Origin of the sequence: Streptomyces scabiei 87.22 (assembly GCF_000091305.1) — a bacterium.
In the GTDB taxonomy this organism is placed as follows: Bacteria; Actinomycetota; Actinomycetes; order Streptomycetales; family Streptomycetaceae; genus Streptomyces; species Streptomyces scabiei.
This window is the reverse complement of sequence record NC_013929.1, coordinates 5,056,251-5,080,880: the sequence shown is the minus strand read 5'-3', so window position 1 is coordinate 5,080,880 and position 24,630 is coordinate 5,056,251. Positions and strand designations below refer to the sequence as shown.

The following is a 24,630-nucleotide window of genomic DNA, read 5'->3' as shown; positions in this document are numbered from 1 at the left end:
GGCCCCGGCCGGGCCCTGATCACGCGGTCTCCCCCACGTTCCCTGTGATCGTCGGGGCCCGCATACTCGGAGGGTGACCGCGTACGAGCCCCCGGGCGACCCCGGTACCGAGCCGTTCGACGCCGTCGTGCTCGCCGGAGGAGCCGCCCGGCGGCTCGGCGGCGCCGACAAGCCCGCCGTGCGCGTGGGGGGCCGGGCGCTGCTCGACCGGGTGCTGACCGCCTGCGCCGGGGCCGGGACGACCGTCGTCGTCGCCGAACCCCGGCCCACCGCGCGGCCCGTGCGGTGGGCCCGCGAGGAACCCCCGGGCGGCGGCCCGCTCGCCGCGCTGGGCGCCGGCCTCCGGCACACCACCGCTCCCCGCGTCCTCCTTCTCTCCGCCGACCTGCCGTTCCTGGGGGAGGAAACGGCGGGATGTCTGCTCCGCGCCCTCTCGGACAGCGCGGGCTCCGCCGACGGCGTGCTGGTCACCGACGCCGACGGCCGTGACCAGCCCCTCGTCGCCGTCTACCGGGCCGAGGCCCTGCGCCGGGAACTGGCGCGGCTCGCCGCCGAGCACGACGGCCTCACCGGGCTCCCCCTGCGGCGGCTGACCGCCGCGCTGCGCCTCACCCGTATCACCGACCCGGTCGCGTCCTTCGACTGCGACACCTGGGACGACATCGCCGCCGCCCGCGCACGGATCAGGGAGCATGGCCACGTGTTGGATGAATGGATTTCCGCAGTCAAGGACGAGCTGGGGATCGACCTCGATGTCGACATCACCGAGTTGCTCGACCTCGCCCGTGACGCCGCCCACAGCGTGGCCCGGCCCGCCGCCCCGCTGACCACCTTCCTGATCGGCTACGCCGCCGCCCGGGCCGGGGGTGGCCCGGAGGCGGTCACCGAGGCGGCCCGCAAGGCGTCCGCCCTGGCCCTGCGCTGGGCCGAGGAGGACTCACCCGGCGCCGGACCGGACGCCGGATGACCGCCCAGGACGCCGAAGAGTTCGACGTGGAGGAGGCGCTGGCCGTGGCCAACGACAGGGCCGTCCAGGGACCGAAGGAGCCCCTCCCCTCCCACGAGGCCGCTGCGCCGGGGCAATCCGACGCGCACCGGGCCAAGGGCGAATCCCCCCACCGGGCCACCTCCTGGCCCGAGGCCCGGGCCGTCGCCGAACGTGCCGCCCGCACGACCGGACGCCGGGCCCCCGTGTCGGTCCCCGTCGACCGGGCGCTCGGACTCGTTCTCGCCGCGCCCCTGACCGCCCTCACCGATCTGCCCTCCTTCGACACCTCCGCCATGGACGGCTGGGCGGTGGCCGGTCCCGGCCCCTGGGCCGTGCGGGAGGAGGGCGTGCTCGCGGGGCACGCCGATCCCGGGCGGCTCACGGACGGCGAGGCGGTCCGGATCGCCACCGGCGCCCGTATCCCGCCCGACACCACCGCCGTCCTGCGCAGCGAGCACGGCCGCACCGACGACAAGGGCCGGCTGCATCCGACCCGGGACCTCCTCCACGGGCAGGACATCCGCCCCCGGGGCCAGGAGTGCCGCCACGGCGACCAACTGCTGCCGCTCGGCACCCAGATCACCCCGGCCGCGCTCGGGCTCGCGGCCGCCGCCGGGTACGACACGGTGAGCGTGCTCCCCCGCCCGCGCGTCGAACTCCTCGTCCTGGGCGACGAACTGCTCACCGACGGGCTTCCGCGCGAGGGCCTCATCCGCGATGCCCTCGGCCCCATGCTGCCGTCCTGGCTGCGGGCGCTCGGCGCCGAGGTCACCGCCGTGCGCCGCCTGGGGGACGACGCCGACGCCCTGCACCGGGCCGTGAAGAAATCCTCCGCCGACCTCATCGTCACCACGGGGGGCACGGCCGCCGGGCCCGTCGACCACGTCCACCCCATCCTGCGCCGCGTGGGGGCCGAACTCCTCGTCGACGGCGTGAAGGTGCGCCCCGGGCACCCCATGCTGCTGGCCCGCACCCGGCAGGACCAGCATCTCGTCGGGCTGCCCGGAAACCCGCTGGCCGCCGTCTCGGGGCTGTTCACCCTCGCCGAGCCGCTGCTGCGGACACTCGCCGGGCGCCCGGCCCCGGAGCCGTACACGGTGCCGCTGCGCGAGGGGGTGCACGGGCATCCGCACGACACCCGCCTCGTTCCCGTCGGTCTGCGCGGTGACGACGCCGTGCCATTGCACTACAACGGTCCCGCTATGCTCCGCGGAATCGCCACCGCCGATGCCCTTGCCGTCGTACCACCCGGCGGCGCCCGCCCGGGTCAGGAGCTGGAACTGCTCGACCTGCCCTGGGCGACCGCGGGGATCCAGGTGTGTTTCACGTGAAACATCGGTACGGCCGACCGGCCGTAGGACCAACGGTGTTTCACGTGAAACGACGGGCCGTCGGGGGCGGAGCACAGCCAGGGGACGTACGTCGAAACGGGGAGTGTTTCACGTGAAACTGCCGGGCCAGGACGCGATCGCCCGCAATGCGGACGAGCGTCTGGTGACCCACCAGGTGAGGCTGCCGAGACAGGAGGTCGAGCGGCCCATCCGACAGGTCGGCAAGCGGCTGGCGATGGCCCTGTTCGTGCTGGTCGCGACTGCGTTCATCGTCTACGCCGACCACGAGGGGTACAACGACAGCTCCGACGGCTCGGTGGATCTGCTCGACGCGTTCTACTACGCCACCGTCACCCTCTCCACCACCGGATACGGCGACATCACCCCGGTCAGTGACGCCGCGCGGTTCACCAACATCTTCGTGATCACACCGCTGCGTGTGCTGTTCCTGATCATCCTGGTCGGGACCACGCTGGAGGTCCTCACGGAACGCACCCGTGAGGAATGGCGACACAACCGCTGGAGGGCGGCCTTGAGGGACCACACCGTTGTCGTCGGCTGGGGGACGAAGGGACGGTCGGCGATCCAGACCGTCTGCGCGACCGGGCTGAAGAAGGAACAGGTCGTCGTCGTGGACCCCAGCTCCAAGGTCATCGAGGCCGCGAACGCCGAGGGGTACACGGGGGTCGTCGGTGACGCCACCCGCAGCGATGTGCTGCTCCGGGCCGAGGCGCAGAAGGCGCGGCAGATCATCATCTCCACCGCGCGGGACGACACCGCCGTCCTGGTCACGCTGACCGCCCGCCAGCTCAACCGCCAGGCGAAGATCGTGGCCGCCGTGCGGGAGGAGGAGAACGCGCCGCTGCTGAAGCAGTCCGGGGCGGACGTCGTCATCACCAGTGCCAGCGCGGCCGGAAGGCTGCTCGGGCTCTCCGTGCTCAGCCCGGCGGCCGGCATGGTGATGGAGGACCTCATCCAGCAGGGCAGCGGGCTCGACATCGCCGAACGGCCGGTCATAAAGGCCGAGGTGGGGCGCGGGGTACGGGAGACGGAGGACCTGGTGGTCAGCGTGCTGCGCGGACATCGGGTGCTCGGCTACGACGATCCCTCCATCGGCCGACTCCAGCTGACGGACCGGCTCATCACCATCGTCCGTGCCACCCCGAGCACGAAGATCACCCCCGAGACCAAGCACCTGCCGTAGCGGAAGCGAGAGGGTGGCCCCGGGGTTCCGCACCCCGGGGCCACCCTCTTGGCGTGCACGTCTACTTGCGGTTGTACAGCCGCATCGTGATCGGCCCGAAGACCAGCACGAACAGGGCGGACCAGCCCAGCGTCCAGGCGATCTCCGCGGCGGGCCACTCGCCCGCCATCAACGCGCGGACCGCCGAGGCGAGATGGGTGACCGGGCTGTTGTTGACGAACGCCTGGAGCCAGCCGGGCATCGTGCTCGGGTCGACGAAGACGTTGGACAGGAAGGTCAGCGGGAAGATCACCATCATGCTGACGCCCATCACGGACTTCTCGGTGCGCAGCATCAGGCCGAACATCGTCCAGATCCACGAGAACGCGAACGAGAAGACGATGAGCAGCGCGACCCCGGCGACCACGCCCAGCACCCCGCCGTCCGGGCGGTAGCCGAGGATCATGCCGACGGTGAGCATCACCACGGACGCGATCGCGTAGCGCAGGGCGTCGCCCAGCAGATAGCCGACCATCGTCGACGGCCGCCAGATCGGCAGCGAGCGGAAGCGGTCGAAGACGCCCTTCTCGATGTCCGTGTTGACGGAGACCCCGGTGTACATCGTGATCATCACGACCGACATCACCAGGATGCCCGGCAGCAGGAACTGGATGTACTGCTCCGGCGAGCCGGCCAGCGCACCGCCGAAGAGGTACGTGTACATCAGCACCATCATGATCGGGAAGGCGGTGACGTCGAAGAGCTGCTCCGGCACGTGCTTGATCTTGAGCATGGCCCGCCAGCCGAAGGTCAGCGAGGCCGACAACGCGCTGGGCCGCGGTGGCCGGTCCTTGGAGATGAGCAGCGCGGCGAGCGAATCGGCGCTGACGGGGGCGAGTTCCTTGTTGTCGGTGGTGGTCGCGGTGCTCATACCGCCGCCTCGTCCTTCGTCTCGGGGGCGTCGTCGGCCTGCGCGGCCGCTGCCTGGGTGTCGTGTCCGGTGAGGGCGAGGAAGACCTCGTCCAGGCTGGGCTGTCCCAGCGAGAAGTTGTCGACGGTGATGCCGGTGCGGGCCAGTTCGGCCAGGGCCCGGGCGGCCGCCTCGGCGGCTCCCTGTCCGTTGGCCGATCCCGCGCCCACGCGGGCGGTCAGCGCCACCGGGTCCGGTTCCCGCTGCACGTCGGCGTCGAGGGCCAGCCGCAGCACCTCCTCCGCCTGCGGCCGCTGGGCCGCGTCGCGCAGCCGCAGATGGACGGAACCGGCGCCCACGGACGCCTTCAGCTCGCCCTTCGTGCCCTCCGCGATCACCTTGCCCTGGTCGATGACCGCGATCCGGGACGCCAACTGGTCCGCCTCGTCCAGATACTGCGTGGTGAGCAGCACGGTCGTGCCCTGGGCGACCACCGCGCGCACGATGTCCCACACCTGGTTGCGGCTGCGCGGGTCGAGTCCGGTGGTGGGCTCGTCGAGGAAGAGCAGGTCGGGTGTGTTCAGGATGGACGCGGCGATGTCGATACGGCGCCGCATGCCGCCCGAGTAGTGCTTGACCTGCTTCGCGGCGGCCTCGCTCAGCCCGAACGCCTCCAACAGCTGCCCGGCGCGCAGCCGTGCGGCCGCTTTGCCGTGGCCGAGGAGCCGGGCCAGCAGCACCAGGTTCTCGGTGCCGGTCAGGTCCTCGTCCACGGAGGCGTACTGCCCGGTCAGGCTCACCCGGCCGCGGACCTCGTCGGCCTCCCGGACCACGTCGTGACCGAAGACGTGCGCCTCACCCCCGTCGGGGCGCAGCAGGGTGGCGAGCATTTTCACCGTGGTCGTCTTGCCGGCGCCGTTCGGGCCGAGGACGCCGTAGACCGTGCCGGCCGGCACGGCCAGGTCGACGCCGTCGACGGCCCGGGTCTCGCCGAAGGTCTTCACCAGACCCGCGGTCTCGATCGCGAGGCCGGACGTCTGTGCGCTCATGTCTGAGATCCTTCCGCGTACGGGGCCCGTGTCCTGGGCTACGCAAAGGGAGACCACGGGGACCGCCGAAACTCATCGGTCGCCGCGCGAAAAGTCGGGGACCGCGTTTCGCACTCGGTGTCGAAGCGGTTCTCGTGTCCCGTCCGCACGGCACTGCAACCTTCACGGTCTCGCCGATGGCCCGGGGACGCATCCCTATTTCCGACGGCGGGTCTCGGAGACCGGGCCGGGGAGCCAGGCCGGCGGGGCGGGCGCGGGTGTGGGCCGCGCGAGTTCGGCCTGGATGAGGGCGCGGGTCGGCGGGGATGGACTGGCGTCGGCCGGGCCGGCGGTGGCCCCGGGGCCGTCGGCCGACCGCCCGGCGAGGAGCGGGCCGGGGCCGAGGCGTGAAGGAGTGGGTGCCGGGGGCGAGGCGTGAAGGAGTGGGTGCCGGGGGCGTGACGTGGGGGTCGGGGAGTAGCGTCCCCCTCATGCATGCGATCACGATTCCCGAACCCGGTGGACCCGAGGCCCTGGTGTGGGACGAGGTCCCCGACCCCGTACCCGGCGAGGGCGAAGTGCTGATCGAGGTGGCGGCGAGCGCGGTGAACCGTGCCGACCTGCTCCAGCGACAGGGTTTCTACGACCCTCCGCCCGGCGCCTCCCCCCACCCCGGCCTGGAATGTTCCGGGCGGGTCGCGGAGATCGGGCCCGGGGTGGCCGGATGGAACGTCGGCGACGAGGTGTGCGCGCTGCTCTCCGGCGGCGGTTACGCGGAGAAGGTCGTCGCCCCGGCCGCCCAGCTGCTGCCCGTGCCCGCCGGCGTCGGCCTGACCGCGGCGGCCGCCCTGCCCGAGGTGACCTGCACGGTCTGGTCGAACGTCTTCATGATCGCCCATCTGCGGCCGGGCGAGACCCTGCTCGTGCACGGCGGCTCCAGCGGCATCGGCACCATGGCCGTCCAGCTCGCCAAGGCCGTCGGCGCGAAGGTCGCGGTCACGGCGGGCACCGAGGAGAAGCTGGCCCGGTGCGCCGCCCTGGGGGCTGACATCCTGATCAACTACCGCGAGCAGGACTTCGTCGAGGAGGTCCGCAAGGCGACGGACGGCAAGGGCGCGGATGTGGTCCTGGACAACATGGGCGCCAAGTACCTCGACCGCAACGTCCGCGTGCTCGCCGTCAACGGCCGCCTCGCGATCATCGGCATGCAGGGCGGCGTCAAGGGCGAGCTGAACATCGGCGCCCTGCTCGCCAAGCGCGCGGCGATCAGCGCGACCTCGCTGCGCGCCCGCCCGCGGGAGGAGAAGGCCGCGATCGTCGCCGCCGTGCGCGAGCACGTGTGGCCGCTCCTCGACGGCGGCCACGTGCGTCCCGTCGTCGACCGCGAGATCCCCATGGACAACGCGGCCACGGCCCACCGGGTGCTGGAGGACAGCGGCCACATCGGCAAGGTGCTCCTGGTCGTGCCGTGACCGGCGGACACGACCGAGCCGCACCCTGACCCGACTGACCCGACTGACCCGACCGACCCGCGCGAGCCGGCCGGCCCTGCACGGTGCGGGTCATACGCACGCCGCCCCGCTCAGTACCGCCGTATCCGCAGCCCGACGAAGGCCAGACCGAGGCCCGCGCCCATCAGGATGAGGCCGCTGCCGAGGGCCATGACCCGCAGGACGGGTTCCTCGGCGGTCGCGTTGTCGGCTCCGGGCGGGGCGGCCGGCGGGGGCGGAGCGGTGTCCGGGCCCGTCGAGGTGCCGGTTCCCGGGCCGTCCGGTTCGGGGACCGGATCCTCCGAGGGCGCGTACGTGTCGTCCGGGGCCGCGGGCCAGGCCTCCTGCCGCCCGGGCCGCTCCCGGCCCTCGCCCGCGCGGCTGCCGGCCCGGGAGTTCGCGGGGCCGGGCTCGGCCGCGTGGACGGACGGTACGGCCCCCGCCACCAGGACCACGAGCAGTCCCGTGACGGGGACGAGTCCCGTCAGGCGCGTCGAGCGAAGCCAAGGAGCCACGCCCCCAGGCTCACACGCCCCCCGCCCCCCGGCATCCCGGCCCGGAGCGCGGGGTCCGCGCCCGGTCCGCGCCGGCGGCTCCCGCGTGCACGGTGGATCACCCTGAGTGGGGGGCACCAGCCCGGTGGGGTGGGGGCGTGGGAGAGAATGAACGGCATGGAGATGCCGAGGAACGAACGGTCGCCCGAACAGCCCCAGATCCTGGTCGTGGGCCAGGACGGAATGGCGGTGGGCGGCGGAGGAGACGAGGACTCCCGAGAGGTCCCGGTGACGGAGATGGTGGAACAGCCGGCCAAGGTCATGCGCATCGGCAGCATGATCAAGCAGCTGCTCGAAGAGGTCCGGGTCGCCCCTCTCGACGAGGCCAGCCGGGCGCGGCTGAAGGAGATCCACGCCAGCTCGGTCAAGGAACTGGAGGACGGTCTGGCGCCCGAGCTGGTCGAGGAGCTGGAGCGGATCTCCCTGCCCTTCACGGACGAGGCGATCCCGAGCGACGCGGAGCTGCGGATCGCGCAGGCCCAGCTGGTCGGCTGGCTCGAAGGTCTCTTCCACGGGATCCAGACGACGCTGTTCGCCCAGCAGATGGCCGCCCGGGCCCAGCTGGAGCAGATGCGCCGCGCGCTGCCGCCCGGCGTCGGCGGCCACGAGGGCGACGACGACCCGCGGACGATCGGCCGCTCGGGAGGCCCGTACCTCTAGGGCCCGTCGGGCGACACCCCGTCCGGCACTCCCGCACACACTCCCACCCCCCACGCACGCAAAGGGCCCGGCACACGAGGTGCCGGGCCCTTCCACATGCCGGGGTGCGCGGGGCGTCAGGACGGGTTGCCCGAGGAGACCTTGAGGACGATCGAGGGCATGTCCTTGGGGTCGACGTCCTCGTCGGCCGACGGGTACTGCTCCATCACCGTGCCCTCGCCGTACGTGTTCTCGTCGACCTTCTGCACGTCGTACTCCCAGCCCGCGGCCTGGAAGCACTTCTTCACCGAGTCGATGTTCTTGAAGGTGAAGTCCGGCAGTTCGATCTTGTCCGGGTCGTTGTACGACTCCACGGGCTCCGTGCACGCGGTCGTGTCGATGACCTTCGAGGTGTCCGGTCCCTTGTGCCCCTCGACCACGGTCGGAGAGGAGGAGGACTTGCCCGGACCGCTGTCGCCGCCCTCGCCCTCCGTCCCCTTGCTCAGGGTCAGTGCCACGATCAGCCCGCCGACCGCGAGGACCGACACGGCGACCGCCCCCAGGATCACGCCCTTGTTGCTCTTCCCGCCCCCGGAACCCCCCGCCGACGGCGAGGACTGCTGAGGCGAGATGGTGTACGGCGGCGGGGTGGCCGACCCCTGCTGCGGCGCGTACTGGGCCGTCTGCGGCGGGGTCGGGTAACCGCCCTGCTGCGGGTAGCCGTAGGACGGGGCGGGCGTGGGCGTCGGCGGACCGTAGCCGCCCGTCGCGTGCGGCTGGTACGGCGTCTGGACGCTGCCCGGCTGCGGCGCGCCCGTCTGGTCGATCGGGGGGAAGACGGCGGAGGAGACGCCGGCTCCGCTGGGCATCTGCGCGCCCGGCACGATGCTCGGTGCGACGGCCTGGAGGGACGCGGCGACCCGCATGCACTCGCCCCGCATCGCCTCCGCGCTCGGGAACCGCTCGTTCGGGTTCTTCTTCAGCGCGCGGGCGATGATCGCGTCGACGGCCGGCGGCAGGGAACGGTTGATCGAGGAGGGAGCGACCGGCTCCTCCTGGACGTGGGCGTACGCGATGGCCAGCGGGGAGTCCGCCTCGAAGGGCAGCCGCCCGGTGGTCAGCTGGAACAGCATGATGCCGACCGAGTACAGGTCGGAGCGGGCGTCCACGCCACGGCCGAGGGCCTGCTCGGGCGACAGGTACTGGGGGGTGCCGACGACCATGCCGGTCTGCGTCATCGACGTCACACCCGACTGCATGGCGCGGGCGATGCCGAAGTCCATGACCTTCACGACGTCGCGCTTGGTCATCATCACGTTGCCCGGCTTGATGTCCCGGTGGACCAGGCCCATCTCGTGGCTGATCTCCAGCGCCGCCAGCACGTCCGCGGTGATCTTCAGCGCCGTGTCGGCGGGCATCGCGCCGAGCCGGGCGACGTCGGCGTCGAGCACCGAACCGAGCGGCTTGCCCTCGATGTACTCCATGACGATGTACGGCGTCGTCATGCCGTCCATCTCGTCCTCGCCGGTGTCGAAGACGGAGACGATGTTGGTGTGGGTGAGCTTCGCCACGGCCTGCGCCTCACGGCGGAAACGCTCGCGGAAGGCCTGTTCGCGGCCGAGTTCGGTGTGGAGCGTCTTGATCGCGACCTGCCGGTCGAGCACCGAGTCGTACGCGAGGTGGACGGAGGCCATACCGCCCTCGCCGAGCAGGTCACGCAGCTGATAGCGGCCACCGGCTAGCGACCGCCCCGCGTACCGGCCCTGTGCGGCGTCCTGGCTCATCTTCCTGCGTCCCCCATCGGCGCGCGAAAGCTGCTGGCGTTGCTCCCGCGATTCGGTGATCCCTGATCCTGCTGGTGATCCTTTGAGCTATTCCCGGCCAAGTCTGCCCCAGGGCACCGGCACGTCAAGCGCGGTGCCCGATCCGTGACCGTACGCGAAAGAAGCGTCGCGGAAGCGTTACAGGGGGCCTACGCCCGGTACACAGAACTTGCACGAGTGCGCGCGCTGCGGGTTTCATGGCCGACTCGACCTATGGATCCACCTTGAACCCGTCGTGAACCCCGTCGCGCATCCAACCCGGACCGGCCCCTTGCGTGAAGGCTGTAGCGTGGCCGACGGAGACCGTAACAAGTACCGCGCGGACCGCGGGCAGAAACGACGGCGAGGACTGATGGCACAGCAGCAGCGCTCTCAGGGCCCGTCCGACCCCGAGGCGGCTGGTGGCGGCATGTCGGACGCGCCGGAGTTGTGGGGCAACGGCGGCCTGGTCGGCGACGGTCGGTACCGGATGACCCACCGGCTCGGCCGGGGCGGCATGGCCGAGGTGTTCGCGGCGGAGGACGTGCGCCTCGGCCGTACGGTGGCGGTCAAACTGCTCCGTTCCGACCTGGCCGAAGACCCCATTTCCAAGGCCCGCTTCACGCGTGAGGCCCAGGCCGTGGCCGGTCTGAACCACCACTCGATCGTGGCGGTCTACGACTCCGGCGAGGACGTCGTGAACGGCACGCCCGTGCCGTACATCGTCATGGAGCTGGTCGAGGGCCGCACCATCCGCGACCTGCTGATCAACGCGGAGGCGCCCGGCCCCGAGCAGGCGCTGATCATCGTCTCCGGTGTGCTGGAGGCGCTGGCCTACTCCCACCAGCACGGCATCGTGCACCGCGACATCAAGCCGGCGAACGTCATCATCACCGACAACGGTGCCGTGAAGGTGATGGACTTCGGCATCGCGCGCGCCCTGCACGGGGCGTCGACGACGATGACGCAGACCGGCATGGTCATGGGCACGCCCCAGTACCTCTCCCCGGAGCAGGCCCTCGGCAAGGCCGTCGACCACCGCTCCGACCTGTACGCCACCGGCTGCCTGCTCTACGAACTCCTCGCGCTGAGGCCGCCGTTCATCGGCGAGACCCCGCTGTCGGTGGTCTACCAGCACGTCCAGGACATCCCGGTACCGCCCTCCGAGTCCTCGGACGGGGCGGCGCCGCCGGAGCTCGACGGCCTCGTCATGCGCTCCCTCGCCAAGGAGCCGGACGACCGGTTCCAGACGGCCGAGGAGATGCGCGGCCTCGTGCAGTACGGCCTGCAGATGCTGTACGACCAGGGCGGCCACACCGGCACCTGGAACACCGGGCCCGTCGCCATGCACGACGGCAGGCACACCCCGCCGAGTGGTATGTCCGGTACGACGGTCATGCCGCACCCCGGGGACGGCACCTCGCAGATCCCGCAGCCGATCCTGCCCGGATACGGCGGCGGCCGGGACGACGGCGGCTTCGAGGGACGGGGCAACCGGGGCAGCGGCCGCGGCAAGCTGTGGATCCTCGCCGTTCTCGCGGTGATCGCCATCTCCGCCGGTGTCGCGCTGGCGCTGAACACCAAGGACAACGGCAACGGCAGCGGCGGCCCCGGGACCTCGAAGTCCCCGACGGCGACGTCCTCCAGCAAGGACAAGGACACCAAGGAGACACCCACCGACGAGGTGACCGAGGAGGAGACGCAGGACAACACCGGCTCCGGCGACAACCCCGACTACACGCCGTCGTACACGCGGTCCCCGTCCTTCAGCCAGTCGCCGACGGACGAGCCGACGGACGAGCCGACCTCGGAGGAGCCGACGGCCTCCGAGGAGCCGACGACCTCGGAGGAGCCCGAGCCGCCGGTGACCGAGAGCCCCGACGAGGGCAGCAGCGGCGACACCGCCGGCCTGCCGGGCGGCATCGGCGACGACGAGGGCTGATCCGCGTGTGCGCCCAGTGGCCTCCGGGTCACTGGGCGCACATCTCGCCCACCGTCCTGGCCCCCAGGGCCCGCGGAACCGAACCGCGGCCCGAAGCGCAGACATCCGGCCGCACGGATGGAGCAACTTCCGCAGCCGATCTCGACGCCCGCCCCCGGTGAACCCTTCCCGTGGCCGGGGTGGCCGGGATAACGTGCCCGTGTTCCGGCCCCCTGCCGGGCTGCCAACCAGTGCTGTGACCAGCAACTGTTCCCGACGGACACGATCCACGGGGACCCCCTCCGACCGATTTACTTGGAAATCCAAGGAAAATCGCAGGTCAGTAGGGGTTTCACAGGAATGTGGAGCACTGGGTAACGTGCCTCGTGCAGGGCGCTCGCCGGGGCACCTGTCACGTCTGTTCCCGGCCAAGGGCACCCACCCCGTGCACGGGCACCGGGATCAGGCGAGCCGCACTGGTCTTCGGCAACCCCGGGGGCCGGACCGACGGAGGAGCACACGTGACCGTGGAGAGCACTGCCGCGCACAAGCCGCGACGCAGCGCCGCAGGCAAGACCGGCACCACCGGCAGCAAGGCGGCCGGCACCACCGGCACCAGGCGCGCCGCGACCGCCAAGAAGCCGACGAACGCCCAGCCCGAACTCGTCCAGCTGCTGACGCCCGAGGGCAAGCGTGTCAGGAACGCCGAGTACGACCCGTTCGTCGCGGACATCACCGCCGACGAGCTGCGGGGCCTGTACCGCGACATGGTGCTGACCCGGCGCTTCGACGCCGAGGCCACCTCCCTGCAGCGCCAGGGCGAGCTGGGCCTGTGGGCCTCGCTGCTCGGCCAGGAGGCCGCCCAGATCGGTTCCGGGCGGGCCACCCGCGAGGACGACTACGTCTTCCCGACCTATCGCGAGCACGGCGTCGCCTGGTGCCGCGGTGTCGACCCGGCCAACCTGCTCGGCATGTTCCGCGGCGTGAACAACGGCGGCTGGGACCCGAACAGCAACAACTTCCACCTCTACACGATCGTCATCGGCTCCCAGACGCTGCACGCGACCGGGTACGCCATGGGCATCGCCAAGGACGGCGCCGACTCGGCGGTCGTCGCCTACTTCGGCGACGGCGCCTCCAGCCAGGGCGACGTCGCCGAGGCGTTCACCTTCTCCGCGGTCTACAACGCGCCGGTCGTGTTCTTCTGCCAGAACAACCAGTGGGCCATCTCCGAACCGACCGAGAAGCAGACCCGCGTGCCGCTGTACCAGCGCGCCCAGGGCTTCGGCTTCCCGGGCGTCCGCGTCGACGGCAACGACGTCCTCGGCTGCCTCGCCGTCACCAAGTGGGCGCTGGAGCGCGCCCGCCGGGGCGAGGGCCCCACCCTGGTGGAGGCGTACACGTACCGCATGGGCGCCCACACCACCTCCGACGACCCCACCCGCTACCGCCTCGACGACGAGCGGGTGGCCTGGGAGGCCAAGGACCCGATCGCGCGCCTGCGCGCCTACCTGGAGTCCGAAACCGACACGAACGAGGGATTCTTCGCGGAACTCGAAGCGGAGAGCGAGGCGTTGGGAAGGCGAGTGCGCGAAGTGGTGCGTGCCATGCCCGACCCGGACCACTTCGCCATCTTCGAGAACGCGTACGCGGACGGACACGCGCTCGTGGACGAGGAGCGCGCCCAGTTCGCCGCGTACCAGGCGTCGTTCGCCGATGTGGACGAAGAGGGGGGCAAGTAGCGATGAGCACGCAGACAGCCGCGCAGACGGCGGGGCAGAACGCCGGGCAATCCGCCGTGAAGAGCATGGCGATCGCCAAGGCGATCAACGAATCGCTGCGCAGGGCCCTCGAAGCCGACCCCAAGGTCCTCGTCATGGGCGAGGACGTCGGCAAGCTCGGCGGGGTGTTCCGCGTGACGGACGGCCTGCAGAAGGACTTCGGCGAGGACCGGGTGATCGACACCCCGCTCGCCGAGTCGGGCATCGTCGGCACCGCCATCGGCCTCGCCCTGCGCGGGTACCGCCCGGTGGTCGAGATCCAGTTCGACGGCTTCGTCTTCCCCGCGTACGACCAGATCGTCACCCAGCTCGCCAAGATGCACGCGCGCTCGCTGGGCAAGGTCAAGCTCCCCGTCGTCGTCCGGATCCCCTACGGCGGCGGCATCGGCGCGGTCGAGCACCACTCCGAGTCCCCGGAGGCGCTGTTCGCGCACGTCGCGGGCCTGAAGGTGGTCTCGCCGTCGAACGCGTCGGACGCCTACTGGATGATGCAGCAGGCCATCCAGAGCGACGACCCGGTGATCTTCTTCGAACCCAAGCGGCGCTACTGGGACAAGGCCGAGGTCAACCCCGACGCCATCCCCGGCCCGCTGCACAAGGCCCAGGTCGTCCGCGAGGGCACCGACCTCACGCTCGCCGCGTACGGCCCGATGGTGAAGCTCTGCCAGGAGGTCGCCGACGCGGCGGCCGAGGAGGGCCGCGCCCTGGAGATCCTGGACCTGCGGTCGGTGTCCCCGCTGGACTTCGACTCGATCCAGGCGTCCGTGGAACGGACCGGCCGCCTGATCGTGGTGCACGAGGCCCCGGTGTTCTTCGGCTCGGGCGCGGAGATCGCCGCCCGCATCACCGAGCGGTGCTTCTACCACCTGGAGGCGCCCGTCCTCCGTGTCGGCGGGTACCACTCCCCCTATCCGCCGGCCCGGCTGGAGGAGGAGTACCTGCCGAATCTGGACCGGGTGCTCGACGCCGTCGACCGCTCGCTGGCGTACTGAGGGAGAGGTCCGTGACGACGATGACAGACACGTCTCCGCGCGAGTTCAAGATGCCCGACGTGGGCGAGGGACTCACCGAGGCCGAGATCCTCAAGTGGTACGTCCAGCCCGGTGACACCGTCACCGACGGCCAGGTCGTCTGCGAGGTCGAGACGGCCAAGGCCGCCGTCGAACTGCCCATCCCGTACGACGGTGTCGTCCGCGCCCTGCACTTCCCCGAGGGCACCACGGTCGACGTCGGCACGTCGATCATCGCGGTGGACGTGGCGGGCGGGGCCCCGGCCTCGGCGCCGGCCGCGGCTTCGGCCGAGGCAGCCACGCCCGCCCGGCCCGTCGCGAAGCCCGAGCCGGTGGCCAAGAAGCCCGAACGCAAGCCGGTCCTCGTCGGCTACGGCGTCGCCGAGTCGTCCACCAGGCGCCGCCCCCGCAAGGGCGTGCCGCCGGTGGCGGCGCCCGCCGAGGACACCCTGTACGCGGCCACCGCGATCCAGGGCGTCCAGGGCGAGCTGAACGGACACGGTCACAGCGCCGGCGGGCCCCGCCCGCTGGCGAAGCCGCCCGTCCGCAAGCTGGCCAAGGACCTCGGTGTGGACCTCGCGACGATCACACCGTCCGGCCCGGACGGCGTGATCACCCGTGAGGACGTCCACGCGGCCGTCGCCCCGCCGAAGGCTCCCGAGCCGGTGGCCCAGGCGCCCGTGGCCCCGGCCGCTCCCGCCGCCTCCGTCGCGGCTCCGGCCCCGGTGGCGTCGTACGACGGCGCGCGCGAGACCCGGATCCCGGTCAAGGGCGTCCGCAAGGCGACGGCGGCGGCGATGGTCGGCTCTGCCTTCACCGCGCCGCACGTCACGGAGTTCGTGACCGTCGACGTGACGCGCACGATGAAGCTGGTCGAGGAGCTGAAGCAGGACAAGGACCTCGCGGGTCTGAGGGTCAACCCGTTGCTGCTGATCGCCAAGGCACTGCTCGTGGCGATCCGCCGCAACCCGGAGATCAACGCCTCCTGGGACGAGGCCGCCCAGGAGATCGTGGTCAAGCACTACGTGAACCTGGGGATCGCGGCGGCCACCCCGCGCGGTCTGATCGTGCCGAACATCAAGGACGCCCACGCCAAGACGCTGCCCCAGCTGGCGGAGTCGCTGGGCGAACTGGTCTCGACGGCGAAGGAGGGCCGCACCAGCCCCGCCGCGATGCAGGGCGGCACGCTCACCATCACCAATGTCGGGGTCTTCGGCATCGACACCGGCACGCCGATCCTCAACCCCGGCGAGTCCGCGATCCTCGCGGTCGGCTCGATCAAGCCGCAGCCGTGGGTCCACAAGGGCAAGGTGAAGCCCCGTCAGGTCACCACCCTGGCGCTCTCCTTCGACCACCGACTGGTCGACGGGGAGCTGGGCTCCAAGGTGCTGGCGGACGTGGCGGCGATTCTGGAGCAGCCGAAGAGGCTGATCACGTGGGCGTGAGGCCCTCGACCGAGTAGGCTGACGGGAAAGGGCCGGTCGCAAGTTGCTGTTGCGACCGGCCCTTTCCTCGACTCCGCTCAGGTGCCGTCAGCGGCGGTTGAGCACGTACACCGGCGTCCCGTCCTCCGCCGCGCCCCTGGGGTGGATGCAGGCGTGCTTGCGCAGCAGCCGCAGACATTCGTTGACGCGGTGCACGGACAGCCCCGTACGGCCCGCGATCGCCTCCAGCGGCTGCCGCAGCTCTCCCTTCTCGACCAGCACCGGGGCGATCACGACGGCCACCGTCCACACGTCCTCCGTCACCGACAGCCGCTCCCGCCAGTCGGCCAGCACGGTCTCCGTGGTGGGCTGCTTCGGGACCGTCGTGGTGTCGGACACCGGCCGGGCGAGAGTCAGGGCGTCGAGCCGGTCCGCGATGCGCTCCATGGCCTGGGCCATGACCTGCTGGGCGGCGAGGGCGGCGGTCTGCAACTCCACCATCTGCTCCTGCAGGGCGATGGACCTGTGCTGTGCCACCGTGAGCTGCTCGTCCGCCTGGAGGTTGCGCTCCTCCAGCCGGACGATGGCCTCCGCCACCTGCTCGGGCATGGCGTAGGCGATGGGCGCGCCCGGCTCGGAGGGTTGCACCTCGGCCTCCTCCAGGGTGTAGGAACCCTCGCGCTGAACGGTCTCGATCACCTCCACGGCCCATTGCTTGAACGGAGCCGCAGTGGGCTTTGTGCAGGCGGTGACGAGAAAGAGGAGGCCCTGCATATCGATGAGAATCAGGTCTCGACGCCACCCTCTACCTGCGGGAATGCTGAGACCGTAAGTCCTGCTGACGGTCTCGAGGGCCGCTCGGTGTTCTAGCGGGACATGGTCGGAGACCGCTTTGCTGGGGCTGGTATGTCCTAGTTCCTTGCACACATCCACAGCCGGGAACCAATGAGCTCCGTCCGGCATGGTCAGCCGGCGGACGCGAGCTCCGGTAGCCGCGTAGACGAAGTCGCTGATGTCGATCGCCTCGTGCCGGGGGCCGGGCTCGGGCTGGTGCCTGCTGGGTTCGATCATGTGAACCACCTCCGCTGCGGAACGTAGGGCGGAGGAAATCGAATATGCCAGTTGAACTAACCATATTCACCCGTGCGAGGTAGAAAGCCCGGTTCGGCTTGCGCGAGGAAAACCGGAAGGGGGCCACCGCGGTGAGCGGTGGCCCCCTTCCCGTGCGTCCGGCGAGGCGGGCCTAGAGGGCCGCGAAGCCGTAGTTGAGGAGCTTCTTCGCGTCCGCCAGACGGGCGTCGGCGGAGGTGGCGGTGAGGACCGTGCCGTAGATGGTCTTGCCGTTGCGCGTGGCGGCGAAGACGAGACAGTACTTGGCCTCGGTGCCGGAGCCGGTCTTGATGCCGATGGTGCCGTTGTAGGTGGTCAGCAGCGGCTTGTTGGTGTTCTCCCAGGTGTAGTAGCGGTAGCCGCCGCTCTTGGTCGTCACCTTCTGCTTCGTGGTCACCGTCTTCACGATCGTCTTGAACGTGGAGTTCTTCATCACGCTGCGGGCGAGCGTGGTGAGGTCCTTCGGCGACGACTGGTTGGTGCCGTTGCTGATGCCGTCGAACGAGTCGAACTTCGTGTTCGTCATGCCGAGGCTCTTGGCGGTGGAGTTCATCTTGCCGATGAACGACTTCACGCGCGCGGCACGCGTCGAGCCGGTGCCGAACTTGTCGGCGAGCGCGTACGCGGCGTCGCAGCCCGACGGCAGCATCAGCCCGTAGAGGAGCTGACGGACGGTGACCTTGTCGCCGACGATCAGACGGGCCGAGGAGGCGTCGTTCTTGACGATGTAGTCGCTGTACGCGCCCGCGACGGTGACCTTGGCGTCCAGGTTCAGGTTCTTCTGCGACAGCACGACCTTGGCGGTCATGATCTTGGTGGTGGAGCCGGTGGCACGCGGCGTGGTCGCGGTCTTGCCGAAGCTCCTGCCGGTCGCCGGGTTGATCACGAAAGCGCCCTTGGCGTTGAGCGTGGGCTTGGCGACCGCGGCCTGTGCGGGCGCGGAGCCGACGACTCCGGTCGCGATCATCGCGCCGGTGGTCACGACGACTGCAGCGGCTCTGCGGACACGTACGCCCTTTATGGCGGTAATCAAGTTAAATACCCCGATTGCGTCAAATGTCTGTGGAGCGCGGCCACTTGGGCTCCGGGTTTCGGGCAAGCAGGGCCGCTTCTCGTGTGACAAGTGAGTAGCACAAAAGGTTGCGCTCCGGGTGGTGCGGGGGGCAATTCAGGCCCACCTCACACCCCTTCGACAGCCTTACGGCGGTTTTTCGTCCGGATCGTGGACGCCGACGGCGATGCGTACGTGTTGTATCTATGCTGTGGACATGGCTTCCGCCCCCGCTCCCTCCGCCACCGGCACCCTCCCCGCCCCTGCCTCCGTCGTGAAGCAGCCCCCCGCGGCCGACCGCGTCTACACCCACGTCAAACAAGGTGTCCTGGAGCGGCGTTACGAGGGCGGCACGCTGCTCACCGAGGGCGAGCTGGCCGAGGCGGTCGGCGTGTCCCGGACACCGGTGCGGGAGGCGCTGCTGCGGCTGGAGGTCGAGGGGCTGCTCAAGCTCTACCCGAAGAAGGGCGCCCTGGTGCTGCCCGTCTCCGCCCAGGAGATCGCGGACGTCGTCGAGACCCGGCAGCTGGTCGAGGAGCACGCCGTCCGCAAGGCGGTGCCCGCCTCGCCGCGGCTCCTGGCCCGGCTGGAGGAGCTGCTCGACCAGCAGAAGGCCCAGGCCGCCGCCGGGGACCTGGCCGCGGCCGCCGTGACCGACCGCTGTTTCCACGCCGAGATCGTCCGCAGCGGGGGGAACGAGATCCTCTCCCGCCTCTACGACCAACTCCGCGACCGGCAGCTGCGGATGGGCGTCGCCGTGATGCACGCCCACCCCGACCGCATCACCAAGGCGCTCCACGAGCACGAGGAGATCCTCGGGGCGCTGCGTGCCGGTGACGCGGAGGCGGCCGTGGCGCTCGTGCACGGGCACGTCAACTGGTTCTCCAACCTGGCGCGGGGGGAACTGCGTTGAGCCGCCCCGTCATATCCTCGTCCGCCGGGTCCCTGCCCGGGGACCCGCCCGGCGGCCGTCGCGCCCTCGCCGTCTGGGGCGTGGGCGTCTCCGTCTACTTCGTCGCCGTCATCTTCCGCACCTCGCTGGGCGTGGCCGGCCTCGACGCCGCCGACCGCTTCCAGGTGGGCGCCTCCGCCCTGTCGACCTTCTCGATCCTGCAACTCCTGGTCTACGCGGGCATGCAGATCCCCGTCGGCCTGCTGGTCGACCGGCTCGGCACCAAGAAAGTGCTGACCCTGGGCGTGCTGCTGTTCACGGCCGGCCAGATCGGCTTCGCGCTGTCGTCGTCGTACGGCACGGCGCTGGCGTCGCGGGCGCTGCTGGGCTGCGGTGACGCGATGACGTTCATCAGCGTGCTGCGGCTGGGCAGCCGCTGGTTCCCGGCCCGGCGCGGGCCGATGATCGCGCAGATGGCGGGCCTGGCCGGCATGGCGGGCAACCTGGTCTCGACGCTGCTGCTGGCCCGTCTGCTGCACGGGGTGGGCTGGACGGCGGCGTTCGCGGGCAGTTCGGTCGCCGGCCTCGTCGTCCTCGTCCTGACCCTGCTCTTCCTGAAGGACCACCCCGAGGGGCACGAGCCGGAGCCCTTCCCGCACCACGGGGCCGCGTACGTGCGGCGGCAGATCGCGACGTCCTGGCGGGAGCCCGGCACCCGGCTCGGGATGTGGGTGCACTTCACCACCCAGTTCCCGGCGATGGTGTTCCTGCTGCTGTGGGGGATGCCGTTCCTGGTCCGGGCGCAGGGCCTCAGCCGTGGCACCGCGGGTGAACTGCTCACCCTCGTCGTCCTGTCCAACATGGTCGTCGGACTGGTGTACGGCCAGATCGTCGCCCGGCACCACACGGCGCGGCTGCCGCTGGCGCTCGGCACGGTCCTCGCGACGGCGACGGTGTGGGCGGCCACGATCCTGTACCCCGGCGGCCACGCCCCGATGTGGCTCCTGGTCGTCCTCTGCGCGGTGCTCGGCGCCTGTGGTCCGGCGTCCATGCTGGGCTTCGACTTCGCCCGCCCTGCGAACCCGCCGGAACGTCAGGGCACCGCCTCCGGGATCACCAACATGGGCGGTTTCGTGGCCTCCATGACGACCCTCTTCGCGGTCGGCGCCCTGCTGGACCTGACCGGCGACGACTACCGTGTCGCCTTCTCCGCCGTGTTCGTCCTCCAGGCCCTCGGCCTGGCACAGATCCTCCGGCTGCGCGGCCGAGCCGCCCGCCGCGAGAGGGAACGCCTGGTGGCGAGCCGGGTGGAGACGGTGCACGTCCCGGTCTGAGGGCCCGCCGACGGCGGGTCCCCCGGACGCGGCGGCTAGACGGTCACCGCGAACGCGCGCAGGATCGCCGCGATCAGATGCGGGTCGCCCTCGGCCTTGATGCGGTCGGCGACGAGGTCGGCGGTGACGCGGCCGCAGGCCAGGCGGACGTAGGTCTCCCAGTCGAGGGTGAGGGTGGCGGCGGGGCCGAGGGCGGGGGAGGTCTCCAGGGTGCCGCGGCCCTGCATGTCGACGCGGACGGTCCGGATGAACTCCACCGGGCCGTGCACGTCGAGGACGACCGCCGAACTGCGGGGCGCCTGCGCGTCCTCGGCGATCACCTTCGGCAGGACGGAGAGCAGCTCGTCCCGGACGACGTACGCGCCCGGCGAGTCCAGGTTCCCCGGCTGCCCCAGTGCGGCGCGCAGGTCCTGTTCGTGGACCCAGACGTCGAACGCGCGGTTGCGCATGGCCTGTTCGAGGGTGATCTCCGTGCCGAGCGGACCACGGACCTTGTGGCCCGGGTCCCGTGACTCGTTGCGCAGCTGGCGGTTGCGCCGGATGATCGTGTACTCCAGCTCGGAGGTCATCTCCGGCGCCGTGTGGTGGCGGCGGGCGTCGACCTGCATCTCCATGTACCGCTGGTGCTCGGTCCGTACGTGGTACAGGTCGCGCGGGAGGGTGTGGATCGGCCGCGGGTCGCCGAGCATCTCGCAGTCCAGGCCGATGACATGGGAGACCACATCACGCACCGACCAGGCGGGGCACGGCGTCCGCCGGTTCCACTCGCCCTCCACGAGCGGCGTCACCAGCTCGGATATCGCGTCCACGGAGTGGGTCCAGGCGTCGGCGTAGGGCTGAAGAGTGGGATGCAGACTCACGGAAACGGGACCCCTCGGGCGGTCGGTACCTGTCAGTACGGTCGGTGCGTGTGGGTATGTGGGTGGCGGTTTCGGTGGGGGCGTCGGCGTTGACGGCGGTGAGTGGGCGTCGGCGGCTGTCGGTGGGTGTTCTGAAACGTTAAGTTACGCTGCTGTGAGGCACCCCGGCAGTGCTTTGGTGTGACGATCGTAGGCCGGTGTGGACGGCTCGAATGCCAGGACGGTGGTAGTGTGCGCGCCTCGCTCATCCAGATCGGCGTAGAAGAGGACGAATCGACCGATTCGCGCAGGCGGCGCGTGGCCTCGTTGGTGCGGGAGCAGGCCGGTGCCGATCTCGTCGTCCTGCCGGAGCTGTGGACCACCGGCGCGTTCGCGTTCGAATCCTTCACCACGGCGGCCGAGCCGCTGGAGGGGCCGACGTACGAGGCGATGGCCAAGGCGGCGAGCGACGCCGGCGTATGGCTGCACGCGGGCTCGATCCCGGAACGGGACCCCGACGGGCCCCTCTACAACACCTCCCTGGTCTTCTCACCGTCCGGAGATCTCGCCGCCGCCTACCGGAAGATCCACCGCTTCGGCTTCGACCAGGGCGAGGCCGTGCTGATGGGCGCAGGCTCGGAACTGGTGACGCTGCGCCTGCCCGGGACGACCCTCGGCATCGCCACCTGCTACGACCTCCGCTTCCCCGAACTGTTCCGCGGGCTCGTCGACGCGGGCGCCGAGACCTTCGTGCTGTCGGCGGGCTGGCCGGAGCGGCGGCGCGCGCACTGGACCCTGCTGGCGCGGGCGCGGGCCGTGGAGAACCAGGCGTACGTCCTCGCCTGCGGAACGGCCGGTACGCACGCGGGAGTCGCCCAGGCGGGCCACTCGATCGTGGTCGACCCGTGGGGCGAGGTGCTGGCGGAGGCGGGCCCCGACGAGGAGGTCCTGACGGTGGAGTTCGACCCGGCGAAGGTGGCCGCCACACGCGAGCAGTTCCCGGCTCTCAAGGACAGGCTGCTGGGGCTGGAGCGACCGCGCCGCTGAGCCCCGCCGGGAGCGGCCCGAGCCGGTCGCCGGTCGTCAGTCGTCCCTCTCCCGCTCCGCCAGGTTGATCACGCACACCGTGACGGCGATGAGCAGTGCCGGGTCCGCGTCGTCGCGGACGACGTCGAGGCCGTAGGTCTCGCGGACCCGCAGCCACCTGCGGGAGATGTGCGCGAGGAGTTCGCCGTCGTACTCGACCACGAACTCACGGTCGAGGATCTTGCCGCTGACGTCGAGTTCGGTGCCGTCGGCGAGGGAGACGCGGTAGTGGTTGCGCAGCAGGGAGAGGCGTTTGCGGCGGACGGTGGCCAGCGGCTCGCCGTCGCGTTCGACGACCATCGTGTCGCGCAGGGCGAACATCTTGCGGCGGATGTCGATCAGGACCCGCCCCTGGGTGTCCTTCAGCTCGAAGGTGTCCCGCAGCCGCATGGCCTTGCCGTCGACGAGGAACTGCTTCGTGCCGTGCTCGTCCTCGATCCAGTAGTCGTCACCGATGCCGAGGAGCCGGTCGCGTACGAGGAATCTCATGCCTTCAGGCGTTCCCCGCGACCGGCTCCGAAACATCGGCGGTAGGCCGAATGCGGCTGCCCGGTGGCCCGTGGCCCCGGTTCGGGTGCCGTCGGCGCCCGCGGGGTCAGTAGCCCCGCTGCTGTCGGTCGTCCTCGATCACCGGTGTCGTGGGCGGCACCACCACCCGCCGACGCCTGGCGATGCTGCTGAAGGTGGCGACACCGATCAGTCCGACGATCATGAAGATGACACCGACCAGGTCGAGGTTGACCCCCTGCATGTCCCAGTCGGTGGCGAACGTGAGGATGGCCCCCACGGCGATCAGGATGATGCACCCGCCCAGGCCCATGAGTGTTCCCTCCAGTGTCCGGTCGGTTCGGCCGGTCGTTCCGGTCGTTCGGTCCTACCGGTTGACATCGGGTACCCGGACGGGCCGCTCCGTAACAGCGGCGGGGGGACTGACCCGGCGTCAGCCCTCCAGGAAGGCCGCCAGCGCGTTCGCCAGCAGGTAGGGGTCCTTCGCGCCGCACAGTTCGCGGACGCTGTGCATCGAGAGGATGGCGACGCCGATGTCGACGGTGCGGATGCCGTGGCGGGCGGCCGTGATGGGGCCGATGGTGGTGCCGCAGGGCATGGAGTTGTTGGAGACGAACGTCTGGAACGGCACGCCGGCCTTCTCGCAGGCGGCGGCGAAGACGGCCCGGCCCGAACCGTCCGTGGCGTAGCGGTTGTTGACGTTGACCTTCAGGATCGGGCCCTCGTCCGCGCGGGGGTGGTGCGTCGGGTCGTGGCGCTCCGCGTAGTTGGGGTGGACGGCGTGCCCGGTGTCGGAGGAGAGACAGACCGTGCCGGCGAAGGCGCGCGCCCGGTCCTCGTAGGAGCCGCCGCGGGCGAAGACCGAGCGCTCCAGCACCCCGCCGAGCAGCGGGCCGTCCGCGCCGGTGTCGGACTGGGAGCCGTTCTCCTCGTGGTCGAAGGCCGCGAGCACGGGGATGTACGGCAGCTCGTCGGCGGAACCGGCGACCGACGCGAGGGCGGCCGTACCGGCGTGCACGGAGAGGAGGTTGTCCATCCGGGGACCGGCGAGCAGGTCCTCGTCACGGCCCAGGTACGCGGGGGGCTCGACGGAGTGGGTCATCAGGTCCCAGCCGGTGACCTCACCGGCGGGGATGCCCGACTCCTCCTCCAGGAAGGCGATCAGGTCGCCGTCGCGGACGTCGTCGCCGAGACCCCAGACGGGCTGCAGATGACGCTGCTTGTCGAGTTTCAGACCGTCGGAGGTGACATTGCGGTCGAGGTGGATGGCGAGCTGGGGGACGCGCAGGAGCGGTCTGTCGACGTTGACGAGGCGGGTGGTGCCGTCGCGCAGGGAGAGCCGCCCCGCGAGGCCGAGGTCGCGGTCGAGCCAGGAGTTGAGCAGCGGGCCGCCGTAGATCTCCACGGCGATCTGGCGCCAGCCGTGCGCGCCGCTGTCGGGGCGGGGCTTGACCCGCAGGTTGGGGGAGTCGGTGTGCGCGCCGACGATGCGGAACGGGGTGTGGGGGGCGGCGCCCTCCGGCACGTACCAGGCGATGATCGCGCCGCCGCGCAGCACGTACTTCCCGCCCAGCGAGCCGTCCCACGCGTCGGTCTCCGCGACCTGCCGGAAGCCGGCCTTCTCCAGCCGCTCCGCGGCGCTCGCCACCGCGTGGTACGGGGTCGGGCTGCTCGCCAGGAAGGTCATGAGGTCGTCGGTGTGGCCGCGGTCGAAGCGTGGGGGTGTGCGCATGGGGTTCACCTTAACGAC

General features: G+C 71.1%; 22 protein-coding genes. 12 read left to right on the top strand and 10 right to left on the bottom strand.

Features of this window, described 5'->3' with window-relative positions:
• Positions 1-73: 73 nt before the first annotated feature.
• The 3 genes from SCAB_RS21535 (at position 74) to SCAB_RS21525 (ending at position 3,523) form a co-directional block, all read left to right on the top strand.
• Positions 74-967 (top strand): DUF6457 domain-containing protein, encoded by an 894-nt coding sequence (locus SCAB_RS21535; RefSeq protein ID WP_013002197.1) that lies wholly within the window; start codon positions 74-76, stop codon positions 965-967.
• Positions 964-2,319, top strand: coding sequence for a molybdopterin molybdotransferase MoeA (locus SCAB_RS21530; RefSeq protein ID WP_013002196.1), 1,356 nt, complete (start codon positions 964-966; stop codon positions 2,317-2,319). The genes SCAB_RS21535 and SCAB_RS21530 overlap by 4 nt, the downstream gene beginning before the upstream one ends.
• Positions 2,320-2,431: 112 nt before the next feature.
• On the top strand, positions 2,432-3,523 hold the full coding sequence (locus SCAB_RS21525) for a potassium channel family protein (protein WP_041669452.1): 1,092 nt from the start codon (positions 2,432-2,434) through the stop codon (positions 3,521-3,523).
• Positions 3,524-3,584: 61 nt separating this feature from the next.
• Here the strand turns inward: SCAB_RS21525 and SCAB_RS21520 are convergent, their stop codons facing one another.
• Complete coding sequence (locus SCAB_RS21520; protein ID WP_013002194.1) at positions 3,585-4,433, bottom strand: ABC transporter permease; 849 nt, start codon at positions 4,431-4,433, stop codon at positions 3,585-3,587.
• Positions 4,430-5,461, bottom strand: coding sequence for a daunorubicin resistance protein DrrA family ABC transporter ATP-binding protein (locus SCAB_RS21515; protein ID WP_013002193.1), 1,032 nt, complete (start codon positions 5,459-5,461; stop codon positions 4,430-4,432). The genes SCAB_RS21520 and SCAB_RS21515 overlap by 4 nt, the downstream gene beginning before the upstream one ends.
• A 470-nt stretch (positions 5,462-5,931) precedes the next feature.
• Here SCAB_RS21515 and SCAB_RS21510 point away from each other — a divergent pair, with 470 nt between their 5' ends.
• Positions 5,932-6,912, top strand: coding sequence for an NAD(P)H-quinone oxidoreductase (locus SCAB_RS21510; RefSeq protein WP_013002192.1), 981 nt, complete (start codon positions 5,932-5,934; stop codon positions 6,910-6,912).
• A gap of 110 nt (positions 6,913-7,022) precedes the next feature.
• Here the strand turns inward: SCAB_RS21510 and SCAB_RS21505 are convergent, their stop codons facing one another.
• Positions 7,023-7,445 (bottom strand): hypothetical protein, encoded by a 423-nt coding sequence (locus SCAB_RS21505; RefSeq protein ID WP_013002191.1) that lies wholly within the window; start codon positions 7,443-7,445, stop codon positions 7,023-7,025.
• Between the two features lie 156 nt (positions 7,446-7,601).
• On the opposite strand from SCAB_RS21505, the gene SCAB_RS21500 reads away from it, so the two are divergent.
• Positions 7,602-8,144, top strand: a complete 543-nt coding sequence (locus SCAB_RS21500) for a bacterial proteasome activator family protein (RefSeq protein WP_037726102.1) — start codon at positions 7,602-7,604, stop codon at positions 8,142-8,144.
• Between the two features lie 116 nt (positions 8,145-8,260).
• Here SCAB_RS21500 and SCAB_RS21495 read toward each other — a convergent pair whose 3' ends face one another.
• On the bottom strand, positions 8,261-9,907 hold the full coding sequence (locus SCAB_RS21495) for a protein kinase domain-containing protein (RefSeq protein WP_013002189.1): 1,647 nt from the start codon (positions 9,905-9,907) through the stop codon (positions 8,261-8,263).
• Positions 9,908-10,298: 391 nt separating this feature from the next.
• Between SCAB_RS21495 and SCAB_RS21490 the strand changes: the two genes are divergently transcribed.
• The 4 genes from SCAB_RS21490 to SCAB_RS21475 all read left to right on the top strand — a co-directional run bounded on the left by SCAB_RS21490 (position 10,299) and on the right by SCAB_RS21475 (position 16,082).
• The gene (locus tag SCAB_RS21490; RefSeq protein ID WP_041669451.1) at positions 10,299-11,867 is read left to right on the top strand and encodes a protein kinase domain-containing protein; all 1,569 of its coding nucleotides are present in this window, start codon (positions 10,299-10,301) and stop codon (positions 11,865-11,867) included.
• A gap of 500 nt (positions 11,868-12,367) precedes the next feature.
• Positions 12,368-13,588, top strand: a complete 1,221-nt coding sequence (gene pdhA / locus SCAB_RS21485; protein ID WP_037726105.1) for a pyruvate dehydrogenase (acetyl-transferring) E1 component subunit alpha — start codon at positions 12,368-12,370, stop codon at positions 13,586-13,588.
• Between the two features lie 65 nt (positions 13,589-13,653).
• A complete protein-coding gene (locus tag SCAB_RS21480; protein ID WP_037726289.1) occupies positions 13,654-14,619 on the top strand; it encodes an alpha-ketoacid dehydrogenase subunit beta in 966 nt (321 codons plus the stop codon).
• A gap of 11 nt (positions 14,620-14,630) precedes the next feature.
• Positions 14,631-16,082 (top strand): dihydrolipoamide acetyltransferase family protein, encoded by a 1,452-nt coding sequence (locus SCAB_RS21475; RefSeq protein ID WP_013002185.1) that lies wholly within the window; start codon positions 14,631-14,633, stop codon positions 16,080-16,082.
• Positions 16,083-16,169: 87 nt separating this feature from the next.
• Here SCAB_RS21475 and SCAB_RS21470 read toward each other — a convergent pair whose 3' ends face one another.
• Together SCAB_RS21470 and SCAB_RS21465 are read right to left on the bottom strand one after the other, a co-directional pair.
• A complete protein-coding gene (locus tag SCAB_RS21470) occupies positions 16,170-17,132 on the bottom strand; it encodes a BRO-N domain-containing protein (protein WP_041669450.1) in 963 nt (320 codons plus the stop codon).
• Between the two features lie 172 nt (positions 17,133-17,304).
• Complete coding sequence (locus SCAB_RS21465; RefSeq protein WP_078580339.1) at positions 17,305-18,138, bottom strand: D-alanyl-D-alanine carboxypeptidase family protein; 834 nt, start codon at positions 18,136-18,138, stop codon at positions 17,305-17,307.
• A 301-nt stretch (positions 18,139-18,439) separates the two neighbouring features.
• Here SCAB_RS21465 and SCAB_RS21460 point away from each other — a divergent pair, with 301 nt between their 5' ends.
• Complete coding sequence (locus tag SCAB_RS21460) at positions 18,440-19,135, top strand: GntR family transcriptional regulator (RefSeq protein WP_049875877.1); 696 nt, start codon at positions 18,440-18,442, stop codon at positions 19,133-19,135.
• Complete coding sequence (locus SCAB_RS21455) at positions 19,132-20,448, top strand: MFS transporter (RefSeq protein ID WP_013002181.1); 1,317 nt, start codon at positions 19,132-19,134, stop codon at positions 20,446-20,448. Before SCAB_RS21460 ends, SCAB_RS21455 begins: the two co-directional genes overlap by 4 nt.
• Before the next feature lie 35 nt (positions 20,449-20,483).
• Here SCAB_RS21455 and SCAB_RS21450 read toward each other — a convergent pair whose 3' ends face one another.
• Positions 20,484-21,308: a maleylpyruvate isomerase family mycothiol-dependent enzyme gene (locus SCAB_RS21450; protein ID WP_013002180.1), complete on the bottom strand. Its 825-nt coding sequence runs from the start codon at positions 21,306-21,308 to the stop codon at positions 20,484-20,486.
• Between the two features lie 231 nt (positions 21,309-21,539).
• Between SCAB_RS21450 and SCAB_RS21445 the strand changes: the two genes are divergently transcribed.
• The gene (locus SCAB_RS21445; protein WP_013002179.1) at positions 21,540-22,334 is read left to right on the top strand and encodes a carbon-nitrogen family hydrolase; all 795 of its coding nucleotides are present in this window, start codon (positions 21,540-21,542) and stop codon (positions 22,332-22,334) included.
• Positions 22,335-22,370: 36 nt separating this feature from the next.
• Here the strand turns inward: SCAB_RS21445 and SCAB_RS21440 are convergent, their stop codons facing one another.
• The 3 genes from SCAB_RS21440 to SCAB_RS21430 all read right to left on the bottom strand — a co-directional run bounded on the left by SCAB_RS21440 (position 22,371) and on the right by SCAB_RS21430 (position 24,612).
• A complete protein-coding gene (locus tag SCAB_RS21440; RefSeq protein ID WP_013002178.1) occupies positions 22,371-22,862 on the bottom strand; it encodes an LURP-one-related/scramblase family protein in 492 nt (163 codons plus the stop codon).
• Between the two features lie 106 nt (positions 22,863-22,968).
• Positions 22,969-23,193 carry a DUF6458 family protein gene (locus SCAB_RS21435; protein WP_013002177.1) on the bottom strand — a complete coding sequence of 75 codons (225 nt, stop codon included), beginning with the start codon at positions 23,191-23,193 and terminating at the stop codon, positions 22,969-22,971.
• Between the two features lie 120 nt (positions 23,194-23,313).
• Complete coding sequence (locus SCAB_RS21430) at positions 23,314-24,612, bottom strand: M18 family aminopeptidase (protein WP_013002176.1); 1,299 nt, start codon at positions 24,610-24,612, stop codon at positions 23,314-23,316.
• Positions 24,613-24,630: the final 18 nt, after the last annotated feature.